16 protein-coding genes are annotated in these 20,809 nt (G+C 68.2%); 6 read left to right on the top strand and 10 right to left on the bottom strand.

Annotated elements, in window-relative coordinates; translation table 11 throughout:
* The first annotated feature begins 179 nt into the window (after nt 1-179).
* On the top strand, nt 180-530 hold the full coding sequence (locus tag ACIBTV_RS30835; protein WP_396710616.1) for a hypothetical protein: 351 nt from the start codon (nt 180-182) through the stop codon (nt 528-530).
* Nucleotides 531-673: 143 nt separating this feature from the next.
* Here the strand turns inward: ACIBTV_RS30835 and ACIBTV_RS30840 are convergent, their stop codons facing one another.
* A complete protein-coding gene (locus tag ACIBTV_RS30840) occupies nt 674-1,642 on the bottom strand; it encodes an AraC family transcriptional regulator (protein ID WP_396710618.1) in 969 nt (322 codons plus the stop codon).
* Between the two features lie 79 nt (nt 1,643-1,721).
* Between ACIBTV_RS30840 and ACIBTV_RS30845 the strand changes: the two genes are divergently transcribed.
* The gene (locus tag ACIBTV_RS30845) at nt 1,722-2,393 is read left to right on the top strand and encodes an NADPH-dependent F420 reductase (RefSeq protein ID WP_396710620.1); all 672 of its coding nucleotides are present in this window, start codon (nt 1,722-1,724) and stop codon (nt 2,391-2,393) included.
* Nucleotides 2,394-2,395: 2 nt separating this feature from the next.
* A complete protein-coding gene (locus ACIBTV_RS30850) occupies nt 2,396-3,340 on the top strand; it encodes a zinc-binding alcohol dehydrogenase family protein (RefSeq protein ID WP_396710622.1) in 945 nt (314 codons plus the stop codon).
* Here the strand turns inward: ACIBTV_RS30850 and ACIBTV_RS30855 are convergent.
* From ACIBTV_RS30855 to ACIBTV_RS30870, 4 genes are all read right to left on the bottom strand, one after another.
* Complete coding sequence (locus ACIBTV_RS30855; protein ID WP_396710624.1) at nt 3,293-3,607, bottom strand: transposase; 315 nt, start codon at nt 3,605-3,607, stop codon at nt 3,293-3,295. The two genes, ACIBTV_RS30850 and ACIBTV_RS30855, sit on opposite strands and share 48 nt — an antisense overlap.
* 76 nt (nt 3,608-3,683) lie before the next feature.
* Nucleotides 3,684-4,040 (bottom strand): hypothetical protein, encoded by a 357-nt coding sequence (locus ACIBTV_RS30860; RefSeq protein ID WP_396710626.1) that lies wholly within the window; start codon nt 4,038-4,040, stop codon nt 3,684-3,686.
* A gap of 305 nt (nt 4,041-4,345) precedes the next feature.
* A complete protein-coding gene (locus ACIBTV_RS30865; RefSeq protein ID WP_396710628.1) occupies nt 4,346-4,591 on the bottom strand; it encodes a hypothetical protein in 246 nt (81 codons plus the stop codon).
* A 515-nt stretch (nt 4,592-5,106) separates the two neighbouring features.
* Complete coding sequence (locus ACIBTV_RS30870; RefSeq protein WP_396710629.1) at nt 5,107-5,484, bottom strand: hypothetical protein; 378 nt, start codon at nt 5,482-5,484, stop codon at nt 5,107-5,109.
* A 259-nt stretch (nt 5,485-5,743) separates the two neighbouring features.
* Here ACIBTV_RS30870 and ACIBTV_RS30875 point away from each other — a divergent pair, with 259 nt between their 5' ends.
* Nucleotides 5,744-6,106, top strand: a complete 363-nt coding sequence (locus ACIBTV_RS30875; protein ID WP_396710631.1) for a hypothetical protein — start codon at nt 5,744-5,746, stop codon at nt 6,104-6,106.
* Between the two features lie 830 nt (nt 6,107-6,936).
* Here ACIBTV_RS30875 and ACIBTV_RS30880 read toward each other — a convergent pair.
* Together ACIBTV_RS30880 and ACIBTV_RS30885 are read right to left on the bottom strand one after the other, a co-directional pair.
* Nucleotides 6,937-10,413, bottom strand: coding sequence for a LamG-like jellyroll fold domain-containing protein (locus ACIBTV_RS30880; RefSeq protein ID WP_396710633.1), 3,477 nt, complete (start codon nt 10,411-10,413; stop codon nt 6,937-6,939).
* Nucleotides 10,414-10,649: 236 nt separating this feature from the next.
* A complete protein-coding gene (locus tag ACIBTV_RS30885; protein WP_396710634.1) occupies nt 10,650-11,063 on the bottom strand; it encodes a hypothetical protein in 414 nt (137 codons plus the stop codon).
* 116 nt (nt 11,064-11,179) lie between these two features.
* Here ACIBTV_RS30885 and ACIBTV_RS30890 point away from each other — a divergent pair, with 116 nt between their 5' ends.
* Nucleotides 11,180-12,154, top strand: a complete 975-nt coding sequence (locus ACIBTV_RS30890; RefSeq protein WP_396710635.1) for a LuxR family transcriptional regulator — start codon at nt 11,180-11,182, stop codon at nt 12,152-12,154.
* On the opposite strand, the gene ACIBTV_RS30895 is transcribed toward ACIBTV_RS30890, so the two are convergent.
* The 3 genes from ACIBTV_RS30895 to ACIBTV_RS30905 form a co-directional block, all read right to left on the bottom strand.
* Nucleotides 12,155-12,610 (bottom strand): hypothetical protein, encoded by a 456-nt coding sequence (locus ACIBTV_RS30895; protein WP_396710637.1) that lies wholly within the window; start codon nt 12,608-12,610, stop codon nt 12,155-12,157.
* A 131-nt stretch (nt 12,611-12,741) separates the two neighbouring features.
* Nucleotides 12,742-19,140: an RHS repeat domain-containing protein gene (locus tag ACIBTV_RS30900; RefSeq protein WP_396710639.1), complete on the bottom strand. Its 6,399-nt coding sequence runs from the start codon at nt 19,138-19,140 to the stop codon at nt 12,742-12,744.
* Between the two features lie 218 nt (nt 19,141-19,358).
* A complete protein-coding gene (locus ACIBTV_RS30905; protein WP_396710641.1) occupies nt 19,359-20,324 on the bottom strand; it encodes a LuxR C-terminal-related transcriptional regulator in 966 nt (321 codons plus the stop codon).
* A 249-nt stretch (nt 20,325-20,573) separates the two neighbouring features.
* On the opposite strand from ACIBTV_RS30905, the gene ACIBTV_RS30910 reads away from it, so the two are divergent.
* The coding region (locus ACIBTV_RS30910) for a hypothetical protein (RefSeq protein ID WP_396710643.1) at nt 20,574-20,809 on the top strand (236 nt) is incomplete at its 3' end.

Genomic DNA, 20,809 nt, shown 5'->3' on the forward strand with positions numbered 1-20,809 from the left:
CTCGAACAGATCGCCGCCGCCGCGGCCACCGGCCTTCCAACAGCACAAAGCTAAACAAAATCAAGAAACTGTCTCAGTTGACTTGACAGGTTCCGACCCTGCTCGGCCACCTCGACCTCGACACCACCCGCGGCTACACCGCCGTCTTCCCCGAACAGGTCATCCAAGCCCACCGCAAGATGGTCGAGTACCGCCGCGGCCTGCGCGACTCCCACGAGTACCGCACCGTGGCCCCCGACGAATGGGCCGACTTCGAGAAGCACTTTCAACTGCGCCGCGTCGCCCTCGGCGACTACTTCCGGCCCTACGGCACACCCTGCGTCCACGAGCATGCCTGCGTCCGATGCCCGTTCCTGCGCCTCGACCCCGCCCAGACACCGCGCCTGGACACCATCGAAGCCAACACCAACGACCGGCTCACTGAAGCCCGGGGGAAACAGTGGCTGGGCGAGGTCGCCGCACTCGAGGAAAGCCTGCGACACATCCGCGACAAACGTGCTCAGCTCCCAACACCCGCCACGCCCCCATGACCTGCCGCAATGGGCGAACTGCGCAGGTACGGCAAGCGGGAGCGGATCCGCACAGGCCATCTGCGGGAGGTGACCGGTTACGCCGGCTGGCGGTCGATGGACAACGCCGAGTGGAGGGGGGACCTTGACGATTTCCTGTTCGCCTACGAGCACCCGGCGTGCCATGACCGTGTCGCTGACGCTTCGGGCGCGCCGGAGCCGTTCGACCTTACGAAGCTGGCATAGCGGCGGGGTGGCATACCCAGGATCCGTTTGAAGGCGGTGTTAAACGCGTGCTCGGACTCGTAACCCAGGGAGCCGGCGATCCGTGCGATGGTGTCGTCGCCGTGCTGGAGCCGCTCTGCGGCGAGCATCATCCGCCAGCGGGCCAGGTACGCGATTGGGGTCTCTCCGGCGCGGGCCCGGAACCGTTCGGCGAACGTGGACCGTGACATGCCGGCGGTCGTGGCGAGTTCCCGCACGGTCCAGGAGTGGGCCGGGTCGGCGTGCATCGCGGAGAGCGCTGCGTGCATTCGGGGGTCCGCGAGCGCGGCGAACCAGCCGACGTCCTCGCGGGCGTGTCCGGTCAGATACAGGCGCAGAGCCTGGACCAGCATCATCTGCGCGAGTTGCTGGGCGATCAGGGCCGAGCCGGGACGCGGCTCGCGGAGCTCCTCCATCATCAGCTCGATCGACCAGCGCAACCGGGCCCGGTCACCGGATGTCTCGACCAGCATCAGCGGCGGCAGGTTCCGCAGCAGCAGCTCGACGTGCGGGCTGCCGGCCTCGAAGCGGCTGCCCACCAGGTAGACGTCACCTCCGCCCTGGTACGTGACGACCTCGCCGCTGCGGTCCGGGTCGAGGACCGCCGACGCGAGCGCCGGCTCGACGTCCGTCCCGCTGCCGATCACGGCGGTCCGGCCGGTGGGAAGTACGAAGCAGGCGTTCTCCGGCACGAGCACCGGCGCATCGCCGGCCACGGTCAGCCAGCAGGAACCTTTGACGACCGCGTAGCACTTGATCCGGCCGGCCAGGTCGTCGAGCTCCAGCGCCCAGTCGCCACCGGCGTCGAACCCGGCAGTGATGTAGCTGCGTGGCTTCAGCAGCGCCAACACGTCGCTGAGCGGGTCCACCACGCCTCCCGGACGATCGCGAACAAAACACCGACTCTTGAGTATAGAGAGTACGCCCTTTGCGGCCTAAGTTCGGATCATGACAACGATTGGTTTCATCGGCAGCGGACGGATCGGCGGTGCCCTCGCGCAGCTGGCCGTCGCCGCCGGACACGACGTCGTACTGAGCAACAGCCGCGAACCGCAGAGCCTGCGGGAGCTCGTGGCCCGGCTGGGCTCCCGGTCGCACGCGGCGAGCGCCGCCGAGGCCGCTGCCGCCGCCGACCTGGTCGTCGTGACCATCCCGATTCGCGCATACCGGCAGACGCCGGTCGAACCGCTACGCGGCCGGGTCGTGATCGACACGCTCAACTACGACCCGGCACGCCAGGGCGCCGTCCCCGAGATCGAGGCCAGCGACATCCCACCGCACCTGCTGCTGCAGGCACACCTACCGGACGCGTACGTGGTCAAGGCGTTCAACACCGTGTTCTTCCAGCACTTACCGCAACTCGCCCGGCAGGCCGGCGCACCCGATCGCAGCGCCGTACCCATCGCGGGCGACCACGCGCCGGCCAAGACGGCGGTCGCCGCCCTGATCGACTCGCTCGGCTTCGACGCCTACGACGTGGGACCGCTCGCTGAGAGCCGCCGGTTCGCCCCCGGCACCCCCGCACAACTGGCCTATCTCAATCCCGACGGCATGTTCGCCGCACCCGCCCGCCCCGCTTCCGCAGCCGATCTGGCCGCGCTTCTCGACAAGGCGAACTGACCATGAAGGCAGCGGTCGTCACCGCATACGGAACCGCCCCGCGATACCTGGAGTTCCCCGATCCGCAGCCGTCCAACGAGCACGAGATCGTCGTCGACGTACTGGCCGTCGGCCTGCACCCCAGGGTCCGCATGCAGGCCGACGGCTCGCACTACACCAGCGCTGGCACCAGCCTGCCGCTCGTGCCCGGCATCGACGGCGTCGGACGCGACGCCGGCGGCCGGCTCTGGTACTTCATGACGCTGAACGGCAGGTATGGCTCGATGGCCGAACGCGCGGTCATCGACACCCGGCACAGCGTCGTCCTGCCCGCCCACACCGACCCATTGACCATGGCCGCGACGCTGAACTGCGTGATCGCCTCCTGGCTGGCGCTCACCCAGCGGATCACGATGCAGCCAGGACAGAACGTGCTGGTCCTCGGCGCTACCGGCGGTACCGGCAGCATGGCGGTACAGGTCGCCCGCCAACATGGCGCCAACCAAGTGGCCGCCGTGGGACGCGACCCCGGCCGCCTCGCGGCGCTCCCCGGCGCCACCGCCACCGCCCGGATCAGCGACTCGGAGACGATCGCCCGGATCGGCTCCGCAATCGACATCGTGCTCGACTTCGTTTGGGGAGATCCGGCCGCTGAGGTGATGGCCGCACTGGTCGCCGGGCGCGCCGACCCGACACGCCCACTCATCTGGATAAATCTCGGCGAGATGGCTGGGCCACGAGCGACGCTGCCGGCCGGCGCGCTGCGCTCGACGAGGCTGCAGATCATCGGCAGCGGCCAAGGATCGCTGACCGGTGCCACCATGACGGCCGAAATCCCCGCCGTCGCCGCCGCGATCGCCCACGGCACTTACACCGTGGAACCCCACCCCGTCCCACTTCACGACATCGAGCGCGCGTGGTCACTCCCGGTCGACAGCAGCAGGCGCATCGTCATCAGCCGACTCTGACCGCACACCAACCGACGACGGGGTCCTCGTGCCGTTCCTCGCCGGGTTGCTGATCCGCTTACGGGCCTCACGCAACTCGGCCGACTCACTGCCGCTGACACCCGGCCTGGCCCCGGCATCGATGTCGGCCTGGCGCATCCACTTGAACAACGTCATCGGGTGAACCCCGAAGTCCTTCGCGATCTGCTCGACCGTCACACCCGGATCACGATCACGGGCCACCCGCACGACGTCATCGCGGAACTCACGGGGGTAGGGCTTGGGCACAGCGACATCCTTCCAGCCCGCCACCAGGGCAAGCCATCTCAGATGTCACCTATCCTTCACCGTCCCTTTGTTGAGGTCACCAGTCCTCCCAAGAGACGTGGCTCGACCTCAAGCAGCGGCCGTCTAGCAGGAGCGCGACCCGGTATCGGCCCGTGCCCACCAGCTTCTGATACACCTGCTCCCCCACTTCCACCTCACGCCCCTTCTCGGTGGCGAGGTCGAGGAGGAAGGGGTGACTGAGCCACGGCTCTTCGTCGTCTGGGCGGTGGCTCACCCACACCTTGAACCCCTCAGTGTTGGCCAAGAACGTCGGCCAACCGTCCGTGACGTCGCGGAACCGGACGCCGAACAACTCGGCCAGCTCAAGAACCAGCGGGTCGAGGTGGCCGCCACCGACACCGTCGACGCGGCCTAGCAGCAGCTGCACATCCATGGCACCCTCCATTGCCCCAACAACCAAAGAAGTCGATCCCGTCGCAGTCGAGGCCCGTCCCAATGTTTTGCAGGGGATCATTCCATCGTTCATCGTCGGAGTCCGTCCCGAAGACCGCGATCTGTGTCAGACGGGTTGCCCCCTTCTGGTGCTCATGGTTGTGCGCCAGCCACCGCCGAACGTGTCGGCGTCCACGCCCACCACCCGAGCAGGCCGTGAGCGTCGGTGGTGATCGAGAAGGCCTCCCCGGTGCGTCCAGCGCGGTCGGTGACGGTACCTGCCGCTGAGCATGCCTGTACCAGCGATTACCAGACGTCCAACATCCGCGCTATAAGCCCTGCGAGCACGAAGGCCGCCAGGCTGAGCTGAACAAGGCCTGCGCCACGGCGGGCTTGCGGGCGGGCCGGCTCGTAGTAGAAACCCTCCGAAAAGGCCTCCGGCCTACCCTCGTACATATCCCGTGGGCGGCTTTTCCACCTGTGGTAGAGGAACAGGTTAACAAAACCGGCGATGGCGAGGGCCACGAAGACATAGGCAAGGAACCAGGTCACGCGGAGGCCCCTCCGGACGCATGACGGACCCTACTGACGGAGGCTGTGCCGACCATGGCACCTCTTCACCCTGGACCGATGCTGCACCACAACCTAGTACTAATGCGGCAGGTCTTCGACGTCTGATCTGCACACATCCAGCCGGGCCCCTGTTCACAGCATGCGGGTCAGTTCATGCATCGTGGCGAACCGCGCATCCGGGTGTGGTGGTGGCAGCCGCAGGAGGTTCCGGCGTCGCGGTCGCGTTGTTGACTGCCCAGCCAGATCCTGGCGTGTTCGCGCGTCGGGTGATCAACGAACGCAACGATCGCATCGACTGGAAGACAGGGTGCGCCGATAAGAAGCTCCCTCAACTGGGTGCGGCGGCGAGGCCTTGGAGAGCCTCCGGGTGGCGGAGGTGACGCAGCCCGATGCCGTCAACGCGCGCCAGCATCGTGCTGGCGGCGAAGTGCGGTAGTCGTTCGACGGTGAGCGTTTCCAACCAGAGTCACTGCAGTGTGGGCAGCGCGCCTGGGTCAGGGCGACTGCTCGTCCGTTGCTGGCCGGAGCCGGTCCCACTGCGGGTCGAAGCAGATCAAACCGTGCTCTGCCGCCATCCTGGCCGCCTCGGCCGACACCTCCTCGCACATGCTGTACCTCATGCCGAAGTAGATGATGGGACCAGAGGCGTTACCGATCAGGGGACCGTCAGACCACGGGCTGACGTCCTCCTCGTCCTCGGTCATGTCGATCCACCGCCCAAGGAGGGCATGGACATACGCCTGGATGCGCGGTGTCGGAGGTGTCTCGTCCTCCGCGTCGATGTACGTGCCGTACAGCTGCTGGAAGACCCGACCCCCCTCCCCATCGTCCATGGGCACGTCGCCCTCCCACACCGCCAAGTCGTAACTCATCCGGGGAGTGTGCCATTACCCGGATGTCACAGGAGGCTGCCGCAGGTCCTTGCATCCGGCCCGGATGCGGTATCGCTGCCGCCACACGGGAATGATTTAGCGCTTGTTAGGCCATCTGCCGTCTGGCCAGGGGTTATGCGCGAAGGCGCCGCAGCGACGCGCTTCATCGGTCCGCGCATGTTCCGGATGACCGCCTGACCGGCCCGCCGGCAGGGATCGTCCTTGAAGTTTGCGATCGGCGAGGGCTATCGTCTCGCGAATGCCAGATGATCCACTGGATTCAGATAAGCCGCGCGAAGGCCTGGCCCGGGGCCTGCGCGCGGCGCTCATCTGGATCTCTATCGGACTGCCGGCGATCGGGGTCCACTACCTCGTCTGGGAGGCGACCGGCGGCTACTGGCTCGGGTATCTGGCGGGTTCCGTCCTGCCCGTCGCGGTGACGCCATGGCTCGCCCCTCGGGTTTCCTACCGCCGTCGGGACGCGCTGATCACCGCGATCGCATGGCCATACATGACGGGCCTGATCGCGTCACGATTGGCGTTGTTGCCGTACCGGGACTGGGCACCCCGGACAGACGAGGTACGCCGCTCGGACAGACCCACGCCCCCGATGCGCCGCTGAAGATCGCATCTGCCCCGCCGTCAAGAACCGCCGGATCCAGACCTGAAGCAGAGCATGGAGCCCCGGCTCACCTACCAGCGGCAGCAGCGCCCAACGCCTGCTCGCACAGCCTTTCGGTCTGCCATCGCTGCTCACTGGCTCGCAAGGTTTCACGGCGTCTTGTGCTCCCCGTGTGCCCGGAGCCTTCGGGCCGACTCCTGGCGGCATCGATCGGGACTGGTTCACCTACAGTCGGCTCGTGGAATTCGGGACCTTCGCCGGCTTCGGTCTGCTGCTCTGTGGGGGATTTTCCTGTCTGTTCCTCATCGCCGTCGTAGGGCTGATCGCGGCCTGGTGGAAGCCCAAGGGCTGACAGGGCAGGAACGAATCCCCAGGCGGTGAACCGCAGGGTTGGCCAAAGACCGCGCAAGAGCAGCGGAGATCCCTCCACCTGTGGAGCGCCGTGGACTGACGGGAGAGGATCTATGCGTGGATCCAACACCGTTGCACTGGGCATCACGCCGGTATTTGACGAGACGATACGAGGAACTTCGGAGGGAGTATGGCCGGCTGCCCAACGATGGCCACCAAGCCGACTCCACCCAATCCGGGGAACATCAGCAGCTCAACCCACCGAACTACAGAACACCTGACCACGAAAACGGCTCACTTGACTTGACAGGTTCCGACCAAGCTGCGCTCGTTCGGGGCGCTGGAGGGGTCTTGGATCGCTCGCCCAGACCTGCGCCTCGCCGGCCGCTGCACCGCTGGCCGCATCCAGGGTTCGCTACGAACGCGAGGCGGGCGGGCCGGGAGGTGACCCCCGATCCGCCCGCCTCGCGCGGCCGGCCTCAGCCGGCGTCGAAGATGTTAGCCACCTCTCGGGCGCTCAGCAGACCCTGGAAGACCCGGACCTGGTCGATGTCCCCCTGCAGAAAACTGTTGACCGCCAGCCCGCCAATGTTCAGCGGCCCGGTCGAGTCCCAACCAGTCGCGCCGGTCGGCTTGAAGCTCTGTGGGACGCCGTCCACATAGAGCGTCACCCGCCCCATGCCGGCGTCAAACGTGCCGACGAGGTGCACCCAGGTGTTGATCTCCGCCGGCGCGTCCGAAATCGCACCGAACCAGTTCAGGCCACCACTACCGTTCGGATTTGAGATGGTGAAGACCCACTTGCTACCGCCGTAGTAGAGCTTCATGGCCGAGCCCGCCCCGCCGCCCTGCTGGACGACGGTTTGGTCGCTCGTGCCGGCGCTGGTCAGGTAGACCCACGCGGACACCGACAGCGAGGCGTCGGTACGCAGCACTCGGGTGGAGGTTGCCGCCTGCCCCGCGACGCCATCCAGTTCGAGCATCTCGTTTCCGTCATGACCACCGTAGACGAAGGCCGAGGTGGGTGGCGTGTTGGCCCAGCCGGAGTCCAGCGTCAGGGGCCGGCCGAAGTACGCGGTGTCCGTGACGCTGTCGCAGAAGCAGTCCGCGCCGCCGTTGAAGTCCCAGTTCGCGATCTCGGTCGCGGCCAGGATACCGGGCATGGCCGGGACGCCGTTGGCGACGTCGGCGTCCGTCCCGCTCAGGTCGTCGACGGTGATCACTCGGTTCCAGACGCGTACGTCGGCGATGTCACCGAAGAACGCGTCCGAGGTGCCGCCGTTCCACCAACCGCGCCCGATGCTCAGCGGCCCGGTTGCCTGCCACGGCGTCGCTGACCGCGGCGTCTCTTGCACGAGGGTGCCGTTGACGTACAGCCGCACGACCTTTTCGCCCGCGTCGTGGACTGCGGTCAGGTGCACCCACTTGTTCAGATCTGCGGCCGTGATGGTGGCAGCGCTGGAGGCGTCGACGCCGCCGCCCGAGGAGGCACTGGTGCTCATCATCATGAAGGACCAGTGGACCGTCCCGTTGATGTACCGCGCACCGAGGTAGAAGCCGCCGGCTCCGCCAGAGGTCGATCCGTCCTGGCCGATCGCGGTCATGTTGCCGGTGCGGATCTCGCTCATCTTCAGCCAGGCCGCGACGCTGAACGACTTCGACGTATCCAAGGCAGGCACTGTCTCGCTGGCCGCTCGGTACGAGTCGAAGTGTGCCGCTTTCGCGCCGACGATGCGGGAGTCCTGAACCCACGTCGGCGCGGGGTTGCTCAGCGTCAGGGCGTTGCCGCTGACCTGATCGGTCCAGTTGTGCCCGCGGATGTCGTCCAGCGGCAGGTTGACGATCGCCGCGGACGGGGCACCCACCATGAACGTGTGGGGCTTGGTCGGGCCGGGCGTGCCGGCAGTGTCCTTGGCGTACACGTACAGCGTGTTGAGGCCGTAGCGCGGCGGGGTCAGCTGGAGTACCGGTGACGGCTTGCCGGCCGCCACGGTGACCGTCTTGGTGGGCGGGTTGGTCCAGCCGTAGGTGTACGAGGTAACGTCCTGCCCCGTCGTGCCGGAGACGCTGAACGCGAAGTCCCCGGAAACGCCCGGGCCACCGTGCGCGGTGGTGCCGGCCGGGTAAGCGACGGAGCTGACGTTCGGCGCCGGCGGCGCTGACGCGTTGATGGTGAAATCACACCAGCTGGACCACGGTGAGGAGTAGTGCCCGTCGCTCGTGATCACCTGGAACGAGTACTTCTTACCCTCTGCGACGGCGCCGAGGGGCAGGGTGATCGATCCGGTGTTTCCGGCCGGTTTGGCCGGCCCGGCCACCTGGGTGACCGTGCCGGTCGCCAGGTCCTTCCAGGCGAAGGTAGCGGTGAGCGTGTCGGCGGTGTCGGCGTCGTTGTACCGCGCCGAGAGCACCGGCGAGGTCGTCCCGACCACGCCGCCGCAGGCCACCCCGGAGTACGGGCTGAGGTTGCTTGGCGCCGTCGGCACCGTGTCGAAGGTGACGGAGAGCGCGGGCGCACCGTGTCCGCCCGTGTTCGACGTGGTGTAGAACTTCTTCCACCGGTCCTGGGAACTCTCGTATTCGTTTGACTCATTGCAGGCGCAGAGCCCGACCGGATAGGTGCTCCACGAGCCGTTGGCGGCCTTCTGCACGTCGTTCTTCAGGGTCGTTCCCGTGAAGCTCACCAGCATGTCCGGCTGGGCCGAACCACAGCCACCGGCCTTGTTGGCGTGGGATGCCGCCGAGTCGAGCCAGACCGCGCTCGAACCCAGCGGGCGGGTCGACCACGACATGCGGGCGCCGTTGCTGACCGTGATGGCCCCACCGGTCGGCCGGTACATGTGGGTCCAGGTGTCGTCACAGGACCAGGAGTGGTAGAGCCAGATGTTCGCCGACGCGCTGAGGATCTTGCGGTTCGTGCCCTTCCAGGTCAGCGAGCCCGACGTGCTCGGGAAGTCGTAGAACGTGCGGTAGCGCACGCCGTCGTAGGGGTTGCTGCCGACCCAGCCGAGCTTGCCGACGTCCCAGTTCGAGTTCATCGTGTTGGCGTACGCCCACTTGGATGCCGCCGGTGCGATGGCCGGGTCGATGAAGACCGGGTAGACCGTCTTGGCGCTGGTCAGCATCGCCGCGTCCGGCGTGAGTTCCAGGTCACCGGCGGTGCTGATCCCGACAGCGAGCTGACTCGACCGGGCCGAGAGGCCGGGTCGGACCGCCGTGGAGATCAGTTCCTCGGACGGCGCGGCGCGGAGGTTGTCGGCCGCGACTCCGGGCAGCACCTCGCCGGCTGCGGTGGGGTCGACGGTGGAGTCCCAGACCGAGGCAGAGGCCGTGCTCGCGATCTGCCGGCCGGCGGTGTCGGTGAAGCCGACGCGGCCGTCGCTGGTGCCCCTCGCCTTGACGTCGCCGCCGACCCTGAAGTTGATCTTCTTGAGCGCCGGGTTGGTCGCCGCCTTGGCATTCTTGACGATGAGCACGTGCTGGAAACCGGTCGCCGTGGCGGTCATCGCCAGGTCCACGCCCGGCAGCACCTCGGCGTAGCGGGCGGTCGAGCCCTCCAGCGTCGGCGCCGGAAGCTTCCCCGGCCACGCCATGGTGAACTTCTCACCCCGCGCGGTGAGCGTCACGAGCGGACCGGTGCCGCCGGCCGAGAACCGCACATCGGTGGTGACCGCACGGGGCGCGACGCCGTCGCCTCCGACTGCGGTCAGCGTGGTGTCCACATCCGCCCAGGACCCGTCAGTGCGGTGCACCCAGCGTGGGGAGGCGCTGGTTATCAGCGTGGTGGTGCCGTCGGGATTGGCGAATCCCTGCCCGTACTCGCTGCGGGCCGACATGATCTCGACCTTCGCGCCACACGCGGCGGCGGCGCGGCTGGCCGCCGTGGAATCCGCGGTGGAGCCCGGGCAGCTGACGGAGTCGCCGGTCTCCGCCGCCGCAGGCGTCGTCGTGAGCATCGACGCGATGGTGCACAGAGCTATGGCCGCCGCCAGTTGGGGCGGTGTCGCCCCACTCGGCGCACGGCCTCGCCGCATCCGGTTCATGGCAACCCTTCGACGTGAGTGAGCGATGTGTTTTCCGGCAAGAGCCTCAGGGCAACCGGCACCGGCGTCACCACAACGGCGACGACCTAAACAGGCCTGGCCGATAGTTGCCACATCAGCGACGCGGGCCCGGGCCGGTCCGCTTCGGGTCACCAGCTCAATGGCACGACCCGCCAGCGCCGCAACACCGGAATCCGCTCCACGGCGCGCAGACAGACCACGTATGCCGTGATGTCGGCGACGGCCTGGTCCACGGCGAGGGTGAACACGGCCACCTCGATCCGGCCGGTACCAACGCAGGCGTGCAGGTGCTGCACGGCGTCGGCGGGGGTCGCGTGCGGCCAGAGCAGATCGGTCACGACGGCAGGGGTGAGTGCCCCGCCGCCGGCCGGCGGCGGAACCAGGCTGATCAGGGACATCAACATGGCCATTGCCAACGGGCCGGGAAGGGGCGCAGGGGCGGGGGGATCGGAGCGCGACAACGAGTCACCACCGCTGCTCTGCCCCTCTTCGCCATCGGCACCATCCAGGCCAATGGTGACGACAAGCCGATCCGTGGTCACCCGGTGAGGGCTGTCCTGATCTGGCGCGGCCGGTTGCGGCCAAGCGAAGACCACTCCTGGATCACCGGCCGGTGCACCGGCGAGAATGAATGTCTACGGGGACAGAGGGAGACCAAGTGCTGGAGTCGGTGGGCCTGACGACCAAGGTCGAGGCCGTTTACGTGGCGATGATCCAAAATCCCACCTGGGGAGTCGAGGAGCTGGCGGCCGGGCTACGGATCAGTGAGGAGGCCGTTCGTAGCGCGCTCAACGCGATGGCCGAGCAGGCGCTGGTCCGTCCCCGCGACGCCGCCTCGCCGTCCCTGGCCGCGGTCAGTCCGCACGCGGGGCTGCTCTCCCTGCTGGCGAAGGCGGAAGCCGATCTGGTGACCCGGCAGGGCCAACTGGAGGCAGCGCGTGCCGCGATCGCCTCGCTCGCCGCAGTCCACGACGCCAGCCGGGAACGCGACGAGATCGTTCGACTCGACGGCCCGACCGCGGTCCAGGAGCGGCTGACGGAGCTGTCGGCGAGCGTCGTGAGCGAGTGCCTCGTACTCAGAACCGATCTCGGTCTGAACCCCGAGGCGTTGCAGTTCGATCGGCATCTGAAGGAGCGGGCCCTGGCCCGTGGCGTGGCGCTACGGGAGATTTGCCCGGACAGCGCCCGCCACCGGCCCCACATGCAGGCGTACGCCAAGTGGCTGGCGACAAATGGCGTCTCCGCCCGGACGGTGCCCGATGTGCCGATCCGCCTGCTCGTCGCGGACCGGTCGGTGGCGCTGGTCCCAGCCGACGTCGAGCACCCCGGCCGGGGCGCGTTGGAGATCCGGAGTGCGGGTGCGGTCGCTGCGCTGCGGCTGCTCTTCGAGCAGGTCTGGAACAGCGGGACACCGTTCGGCCAGCGGCCGGAGGCCGGCGACGGCGGGCTCACCCCGCAGATCCGCGCCTTGCTGCACCTGTTCGACGCCGGTCACACCGACGAGTCGGCCGGCCGGAAGCTCGGCTTCTCCGCGCGCACCGTGCGTCGGGTGGTGGCCGAGCTTACCGACCGGCTCGGGGTGAGCAGCCGCTTTCAGGCGGGCGCCGAGGCGGTCCGCCAAGGCTGGATCTGATCAGATCGGCTCCTCGAAGTTCTCCCGCATGGAGATCATCACCTCAGCGCAGACCGGATGACCCGCCGGGCAGGGGGTACCGTCGATCGCCGACGGCCAGATGGTCAATCCCCCCTTGTCGTACGTCCAGCACGCCACCCCCGGGCCGTTGTCGCAGTTCGCGTGGTGGCTCCAGCCGGCCGCCACGATCTGCTTGTCCAGCTCGCGAACCGCCGTGTCCACCGCACTGTAGGCCTGGTAGTGGCGTTCCCAGCGCAGCTTCCCCCGGGATCGCTCGGCCACCGGCGCGCCCCGCAGCCGCCAACCCGCCGGGATGGTGATCTCGTCGAGCCGGGCCTGGCCGATGGCGAGCAACTCCTCGACCGACCGCTTCTCGGGCGGCGGGCCACCGCACGCCGACACGAGCGTGACAGCCGTGAGGGCGAGGGCTGCCGACCAGCGCCCATAGAACCCCATCACACGCCTCCTTCTCTGTTCCCGGATCCGGGCCGGCCACGGTGGCCGGCCCGGATCATCAACGAACGATACGTCTCACCGAGGCCCGGTGGGGTCTGCCGAGTCGGCGCCCGACCTACCCCACCGGCCGGTCACCAGCCGAACCAACTGGAAAGGACCGATCGGATGGCGGCGAAAATTCCACCGAGCGACGGCGGTGGCGACACCGGTGGCTTCGGCTTGCGGAGGCTGATGGTCTCCTTCCAGACGATCTTCTGGTGCTTGGGAGCACCAGGTCCCTTGGTGAACTTGCTGTTCACCCACCTGCCCACCTTCTCGTCCCACTCCTGGCTGTAACCACCGAGGAAGGGAGCGGTGTGGGTACCGGAGTTCATGTCGCTCTCGTTGTCGACCTCGAAGATGACCGTCGCCGTGCCGGCCTTCCGGTCGATCGACTCCACCCTCCATGTGAGGTCGTACGAGCCGAGGAAGAACGCCGTCTCGTTGTGCTTGATGTCGTCGATCAGGTGATCGGTGTTGAGCTGGTAGGACAGCGTCTTGGGCGGCCCGTCGTACTCCGGCGTGTACGTCTTGTTGCCCTTGAGGATCTGCTCGGCGATCATCTCGCGAGCCTTCTGCACATGACCGTGCTGCTGAAGCTGCTTGGTCATCTTGTTGTCGTTGTCCAGGGTCCGGTCATCGGGGCCGGTGCCGCTGACCCACTCCCAGCCGCACCGCACCGGGCTCGGGTCGCTCGGCGTACCCATGACCGCCGTGGTGACCGCCCGCTCCTTGTGGTAGATGTCGCTCCAGGCGCCGCCGTAGTTGCTGGACATGTACCCGAGGCCGTTGTCCACCGCCTTGGCCCCCCGGTCGAGCGCCGAGGTCACCGTGCCCGCCGTCTTGCCGAACGCGTAGATACCCGCCTTCCACGCCGGCGCGAACCCGGGGATGTTGCAGACCGGGCAACTGTCCATACCGGTGGGGTCGGAGAGGGTGACGGGGGTGTTGTCGGCGTAGCTGTACCCGTTCCAGCTCGCCGGCTTGTTGGGATCGAAGACCGGGTCGACCGAGATGAAGCGACCGAGGGCGGCGTCGAAGTACCGCGCCCCGATGTGCACCAACCCGGTCGGGTCGTTGTCGCCGCCGACGAAGCCGCGCTCGCTGCTCCAAGGGACCACGGCGCCGCGGGCCCCGCCGTACGGGGTCTGGCGCCGCTGGACGATCGCCTGGTTGCCGGCGTTGATCGCGACCTGCTGGGTGCCCTGGGCGTCGGTGACCAGCCAGGTCAGCGGCCCACCCGTGCTGACCACGGCGCAGTCTTGCCCGGCCCAGCTGTAGAACCGGGTGGCGGTGACCGCGCCGGTCGCCTTGGTGCGCCGCACCTCCTGGCCGGGCAGGTAGAGCGTGGTGCCGGTGGCGTCGGTACGCAGCAGTCGGGTCCCCTCCGCGCTGTAGACGTTGCCCGTCACGGTGGTGCCCTCGGTCACCGAGGTGAGGTGGTTCTCCGCGTCCCAGTCGAGCTTCTGGGCCCCGCTGGCACCCGGCCGGGCGGTCATGCTGCCGTTGCCGTCGTAGCCGTACGAGTCGGTGCGGTTGACGCCCGGGCCGCTGACCGTCACGGTCGTGACCGCGTGCGGCCGGGCCGCCGTCGCCGCCGGGTAGTCGTACGTGGCGGTGGTGTCCCCGGTCGACGCGTGGACCGTCTGCGTCTTGCGGTTGCCGGCCGCGTCGAACGTCCAGGAGTGCCAGTACGGGGCCGGGCCACCGAGCCCCGCCGAGGCCGCCACGACCGAACAGTCGCCGTTACCCGGAGTCCAGGCCTCGGTCAGGCGCTGCTGGAAGTCGTACGTGAAGCACTGGGTGTCGGCCGTCTTTCCGGCCGGGGTGTCGGCGAGTCGGGTGATGTTGCCCGCCGGGTCGTACGTGACGTTCACGTCCGCCACGGCCTGTGGGCTCAGTTGCCGGACCGTCTGGATCCGGGTCAGCCGGCGGGTTACCTCGTCGTAGTTGTAGCCGCGCTGCACCCAGTTGCCGGAGGTCGTCTGGAACTGGATGAAGCTGGTCTCACCGAACGCCGTGTAGTCGGTGTTGGCGACGTACTGACCGAAGCCGGGCACGTTGGTCTGCAACTGCTCGGCCTGGCCGGTCGCGTCGTCGTAGGTGTAGGTGAGCGTTTCGGCGCCGAGGCCGCCCACATTCGGGTACGACATGGTCGCCAGCGACCCGTCCACCTTGTAGCTACGGGTGGTGCTGTAGGTCCCCGCCAGGCCGGTCACCGACGCCGGGATGGTGATGTCCTCGCCCGTGGGCTGGTAGAGCGGCGTGTAGCCGCGCACCCTCGTCTGGTATTCGTCGTTCCCGACCCACCGGCTGGACGAGGCCAACTGTCCCTTGCCCCGCGTCGGGTCGTAGGCCCAGCTCAGCATCTTCGGCCCGGTGGTGGAGCCGAGGTACTGCGCCGTCTTGCGGCCGATCGAGTCGTAGGTCAGGACGAGCTTCTGGCCCTTGGCGTCGGTCATCCAGTCGAGGTCGCCGTTGTCGTCGAAGTGCACGGTCGAGGCGCCCTTGTCCGGGTCGACGGCGCCGACCTGGCGACCCATCAGGTCGTACTGGTAGCTCCAGGCGCTGCCCGCGTTGTCGATCGTCTGATCCTGGTTGCCGCGCGCGTCGTAGTGATACTTCTGCAGGTCGTAGGTGCTGCGGTCGTCACTGCCCACGTCGGCGGGGTCGTGGTACTCGCGTACCTCGACCACGCGGCCCTGCCCGTCGGTGACGGAGGTGGTAGCCACCCCGCCCTTCGGCGGGACGACCGAGATGCGGTCACCCCCGTAGCTGGTCGTGGTCCGCCACTTCTCGGCACCGGAGGACCTGACCGTTACGGCGGTCTGCCGACCGGCCCGGTCGTACTCGTTGGCCGTCTGGACCTTCGGCTGCCAGTCCAGGATCGTGAAGAGCGTCGTCGACGGCTGCACGGTGGCGTCGAAGTAGGTGCTGGTCAGTGCCGTCCGGCCAGCCGCGTCGTACTTGGTCTCGGTGAAGACGGTGCCGACGTTACCGGCAGCCATCGACATCTGCTGGGTCTGCCGCGGGCGCAGCAGCCCGTCGTACAGCGCGTGGCTGGTGACGTAGTTGCCGTTGGCGTTGAGCTTCCTGGTGGTGACCGAGTTCATTCCGCCGGACGCCCGGTTGACGTAGACGTACTCGGTGCTGGGCTGAGTCGGGTAGGTGGCCTTCGCGTGGTTCGGCAGCCACAGCTTGGTGATCCGACCGAGCCCGTCGTAGCTGATGTCGGTCCGCCAGTTGTTGATGTCGATCTTCGCGGTGGCCTTGCCGTAGCCCGGGTCCAGCTCGCTGGTCGACACCCAGCCGAGTGCGTTGGTCTCGGTGAGCTTGGTGACCGGTCCGCCGCCGGCCGGGGTGTACGCGGTCACCGTGTGGTTGCCGCGCTGATCACCCTCGTCCGTCTTGCGGCCGTACGCGTCGTAGGCGTACGTCTGGGTGGTGAGCCACGACGATCCACCGGTCGAGCTCCACGACTTGGCCCGCTCGTTGCGGGTCGTGTTGCCCTTCGTCGGCGCCACTCCGTAGGCCTGCCCGTCGAAGCTCGAGCGGACGTCGGAGATGACGTCCGCCTCTCGCGTCGGGGACTGGCCACAGGCCAGGGCGTACGTCTCCACCCGGCCCGCCAGGCCCAGCATGTTCGCTGCCGGGTTGCGCGAGTAGGTGGTCTTGGTGCACTGCTCGTCCCCGCTGACCGCGGTGTCACCGTGGTCGTTGAGCTGCGTCTCCATGCCGTACGAGTCGTAGGTGTGGTCCGCCCGGGTGACCTTCCGGCCGCCGGCCGCCAGCACGGTCGCGTTCCACGTGGTCGCGGTGCCCATGTGGCGGGCGTACGTGGTGGAGCCACCGATGGTGCGGGTGGCCGTGGGGCCGGACTGCCACGGAGTGGAGAACTCGGTGGAGACGGGCGCCGACTCGACGCCGTTGAAGACGGTGTTCTGCCGCAACGTGCCGGAGAAGGCGTCCTCGTCGTTCACCGCCGGCGCGTCGGCGCTGTCGCTGGTGTCGCCGTCGCCGTTGCCGTCGATGGCCGGCAGCTTGTCCGTCCGGGTGCCACCGGAGCCGTCCTGGTCGCCGTACATGCCGCGGAAGAACACGGCCTCGCTGAGCGTCTGCTTGCCCTGGCCGGGCTCACCGACCCGGGTGTTGACCTGCCGGTAGCCCCGGAAGTCGGACCAGGTGCGTAGCTTGTCCCTGGTGATGCCGTCGTCGTCGGTGTGATGCCAGGCCGGCGTGCCGACGTACTCGTAGCTGGTGGTGACGTCCGGCGCGCCGACCGCGTTTGCGCAGTCGGGGCCGGTGGCGGTGACGCAGTCCGCCTGGGTCACGGTCGATACGAGGTACCGGTGGAAGTACTCCGTCCTGATCGTCTTGTCCCACTGCTGCTCCTTCACCGGGTAGCAGCGCTTGGTGTTGTTCTGCGGCGACGAGGGCAGGTTGCTCGGCGTGCACTCCGGGCTGGTGTACCGCACGCTGAGCTTCAGGCCGGCGTCGGTCCAGATGGTGCTGATCCGCATCCAGTTCATCGCCGGCTTGCCGTCGGTCGCGGTGTCGACCCGGTTGGTGAGCTGGACCCAGTCGAAGTTGACGTCCGGCATGGTCACCGTGCCGGCGTTCTTACCGGAGTGCGAGATGGCTTCCAGCCACATGCCCGCCCGGGTGCCGTCGCCCGGGTCCGGCCAGGTGTGGGTGAGCGTCCAGCTCTCCACGTCGCGGTACTTGCCGTCGGCAGCGCTCCACACCATGGTGGTGATCTGGGAGAGCCGCTTGGTGCTCCAGAATGTCGGGCTGAGTTGGTCGTCGGTGCAGCTCGTCGACGAGGTGCAGGACTGGTCCCAGGGCACGTCGGGCCAGTGCGCCTGGTCGTGCGTGCCGCAGCTCGACATGCAGCGATCGGCGGAGGTGAAGACCACGCTCATCGGTGCCGGCGTGGCGGTGTTCGCCGTGTCCGTGCCGGAGCGGTTGTCCGTGCCGTAGTCGATGCGTTCGAGTGTGCCGCCCCGGGTGTAGGTCTCCACGTCGGTCTTCTTGCTGTTGCGCCCGTAGTTGTTCGTCTCCGACTTGTAGTAGAGCGACATCGTGTTGCCGTGCCGGTCGACGACGTAGTCGAGGTTCCAGCGCCAGGCCTGGTCGCAGAACGAGTCGATGAAGGCGGTGGCGTGGCAGGCCTCGCCGGAGTGGTTGCCGGCCACCGGAGCGGTCCAGACCGAGTTGGTGGTCTTGTTCGCCGGGGCGGTGCCGGTGTAGCCCGGCAGCCGGTTCAGCCCGAAGTAGAACTGGTTGCCCTCGGCGGTGGTCACCCGCCAGTACTCGTTGTTGTTGTCGCCGTTGGTGGTGTTCGTCAGGCGCTCGATCTTGGAGTTGTCGTCACCCTTGAGCCGCCAGGCTCCGGTGCTCGCATCCTTGATCATCTCACCGCCGGCGCCGTTGAGCGACAGCGTCGCGTTGTCGGTGCCCCAGCAGAGGTCGCCGCTGTCCTCGGTGTTGTTCGCGCCGGAGTTCTCCCGGTCGTCCGAGCACGGCGCGTACCGACGCTCGATGAAGCCCGGCCAGTACTCGAAGCCTTCGCCGATCCAGGACGGCTGGTTATTCGTGGTCTCGCCGCGTCCGTCCATGGACGCCGAGGAGTAGGCCAACGACATCTGCGGGGCCGGTCCGCCCAGCGCCGGCGGGCTGCGCAACGGGTACGTCCAGGAGAACGCGCCCGAGTTGCCGCCGGCCGACCAGGTGGACGACGCCTGCAGCGGTGTCGCGCTGTAGTCGCCGGAGTTGCCGCTGGGGCCGGCCGCCACCGCCAGCAACGTCGTCGTCCGTGCTGTCGAGGTGAACTTGTCGGCCGACGCCGACGGGATCGTGATCTCGGCGGTCACCCGCCGACTCGCGGTGTCGTTGCGCGATGCCAGCGCGACGCCCTGGCAACCCGGGGCCTCCGGTGTGGTCAACGCGCACTCGGGCAACTTGACCAGGCGCAGCCGGTTGGCCCAGTCTCCACCGTACGCGGTCGCGAAGCCCGCGTAGTCGATGCTGACCGCAGTCTTGATCGGCGTGGCGCCGGCATCCGCCCGCGCCACTCGCACCAGCACCTTGTCCTGTAGACCGGCCGGCGCCTTGGCCCGGTCGAGCAGGTCGACGCCGAGGCTGGCATGGGCCGCCCGGGCCGGGGCGTCGGCGGCCCGAACGGTGACCGGAGTGCGGCCGGCGCGGATGGCCACCCCGGCATCACCCAGTCGAGCGATCGCGCGCTCGGGAGCCGGCCACACCGGAGCGGGCACGCGTTCGCGGCCTGCGCCCTGCGACAGATCGGCGGGACGAGTCGGGCTAATGATCTTGCGGCCGTGGATCGACTCCAGGTCACCGGGCTTGACCGGCATCGGTCCCGCGGCGACCGGACTGACCGGCGCGACGGCCAGCGAGCCGGTCGCCAGCAGCATGACGGCCGCCAGGTAGCCGAGCCGGCGTAGGTGCCGGGTCAACCAGCCCTTGGGCACGCGGCCACCGCGATGCGGACGGCGGTGCATTGACTACCTCCATAGAGCGAGCAAAGGGAATGTTTCGACCCCGCTGGAGCGCAGAAGGTAGTGAATGCAGTTCGAGCAACGGCTGTCCCCGTTCCCGCGCTCAGCGACGTCGGCAGATGAAGGGTGTCAATTCGCAGCTGCCCCGTCACCGGCCGCGGGATGAGAGGAAGGTGGCTGAACGCTTCCACTCAGCCGAGCGGGACGGACTCCTGCCCCGGCTGGGGGGCCCCGAGCCAGCCGCGCTCAACCGTACGGATGCCCGCCTGGAAGCGGCTGCGGGCATCCAACCGGTCCATCAATAGGGCGACCCTGCGGCGAACCGTGCTCAGGGAGACACCCAGTCGGCGCGCGACCAATCCGTCGGTGTGGCCCTCGGCGAGCATCCGAAGCATCTGCCGTTGCACCGGATCCAGATCGTCCTTCGTTCCGCCGATCGGGTGGTCGAGCGGCACCGAGTCGAACCACAACTCGTCGAAGAGCGCGCAGGCCACCGCAACCACGCCCGAGTTGGTGACCTCCAGCATTCCGACCTCGGCCGCGCCGGGATCGACGGGCAGCAGGGCGGTGGCGCGATCGAACACAGCCATCGGCATCGGGGCTGCCGGCACGGTGCGCACCTCGTGGCCGGCCGCCACCAGGTGCCGCGCGCGGGCAAGCAGGTCGCCGTCGTACCGGATGCTGGCCTGCACCAGATGCCGCACAACGACGCCCTCCGGCACCTCGACGTCATGGCCGCGATGCGGCGTCATGTGCAGAATCTCCCGGCGGGCGAGCAGACCAAGCTCAGCCATCCGAGCATCGATCGCGTCAAGACCGTCGAGCCGACGGGCGGGCTCGACCGCCGCCAGGCCTCCATGAGCGGTCATGGCCATCACTGCGGCTCGCGTCGCCTCGATCTGCTGCCGGCGGGCGACGACCTCCGCCTCGGCGCTAGCCAGTAGCGCGGACAGGCCGACCGCCGGCGACACCGGCACCCACCGGGACTCCCGCTCGGTCACCAAGGCGAGCTCGGCCAGTTGCTGCTGGGCCGCCTTCAACTGCTGCCTGGAGAGCTTGAGATGGGCGGTGATCTGGTTGCCGTCCCAGTACGGGTGTGCCAGCAGGACCCGATAGACCGCCTCGGCCTCGGCGCTAAGCCCGAGTAACTCCAGCACGACCGATCCCCCTGCCACCCACGCAAACGTTCGACTGGCGGCGATTGTGGCACCGGCCCTACAGAAACGGAAGCGTGCTTTATCCCTCAAGCACGGAGGTGAAGTCGTCCCCTCAGGGTCGCTGGGAGCATGTCGATTTCCATCTCTGGACGTGCGGTGGATCGAGGTAGTGAGCTGGTGATTCAGTCGGCGTAGGCGAGGACTAGACGGTCTATTCCAAGGGGTACGGGGCAGCAAACAAGAGCGAGGGTGTCCATGATCGACGTTGCTGAGCAACGAGCCTCGGCGACGCGGCCGGACGACTGTCCGCGCCCGGCGGCCGGCGACCTTCCTCGTCTGGGCCGGTTGCTGTCGCCGTTGCTGTCGACAGCCGGCCACTGCAACCAACGGGGCGGCCTGGCATTCGGCGGCGAAGGCCCGGGAGGTGTATTGAGCGCCGTGGTCCGTGTGCATGATCGCCCCGTGCAGGCTGCCCCGGGTCCGCT

The sequence above is a fragment of the Micromonospora sp. NPDC049366 genome, assembly GCF_044466625.1.
In the GTDB taxonomy this organism is placed as follows: domain Bacteria; phylum Actinomycetota; class Actinomycetes; order Mycobacteriales; family Micromonosporaceae; genus Micromonospora.

Coding starts and splice junctions, on each gene's coding strand:
- ACIBTV_RS30835 (WP_396710616.1), top strand. CDS start 180: ATGGTCGAGTACCGCCGCGGCCTGCGCGACTCCCACGAGTACCGCACC.
- ACIBTV_RS30845 (WP_396710620.1), top strand. CDS start 1,722: ATGACAACGATTGGTTTCATCGGCAGCGGACGGATCGGCGGTGCCCTC.
- ACIBTV_RS30850 (WP_396710622.1), top strand. CDS start 2,396: ATGAAGGCAGCGGTCGTCACCGCATACGGAACCGCCCCGCGATACCTG.
- ACIBTV_RS30860 (WP_396710626.1), bottom strand. CDS start 4,040: ATGGATGTGCAGCTGCTGCTAGGCCGCGTCGACGGTGTCGGTGGCGGC.
- ACIBTV_RS30870 (WP_396710629.1), bottom strand. CDS start 5,484: ATGAGTTACGACTTGGCGGTGTGGGAGGGCGACGTGCCCATGGACGAT.
- ACIBTV_RS30875 (WP_396710631.1), top strand. CDS start 5,744: ATGCCAGATGATCCACTGGATTCAGATAAGCCGCGCGAAGGCCTGGCC.
- ACIBTV_RS30880 (WP_396710633.1), bottom strand. CDS start 10,413: ATGCTCACGACGACGCCTGCGGCGGCGGAGACCGGCGACTCCGTCAGC.
- ACIBTV_RS30895 (WP_396710637.1), bottom strand. CDS start 12,610: ATGGGGTTCTATGGGCGCTGGTCGGCAGCCCTCGCCCTCACGGCTGTC.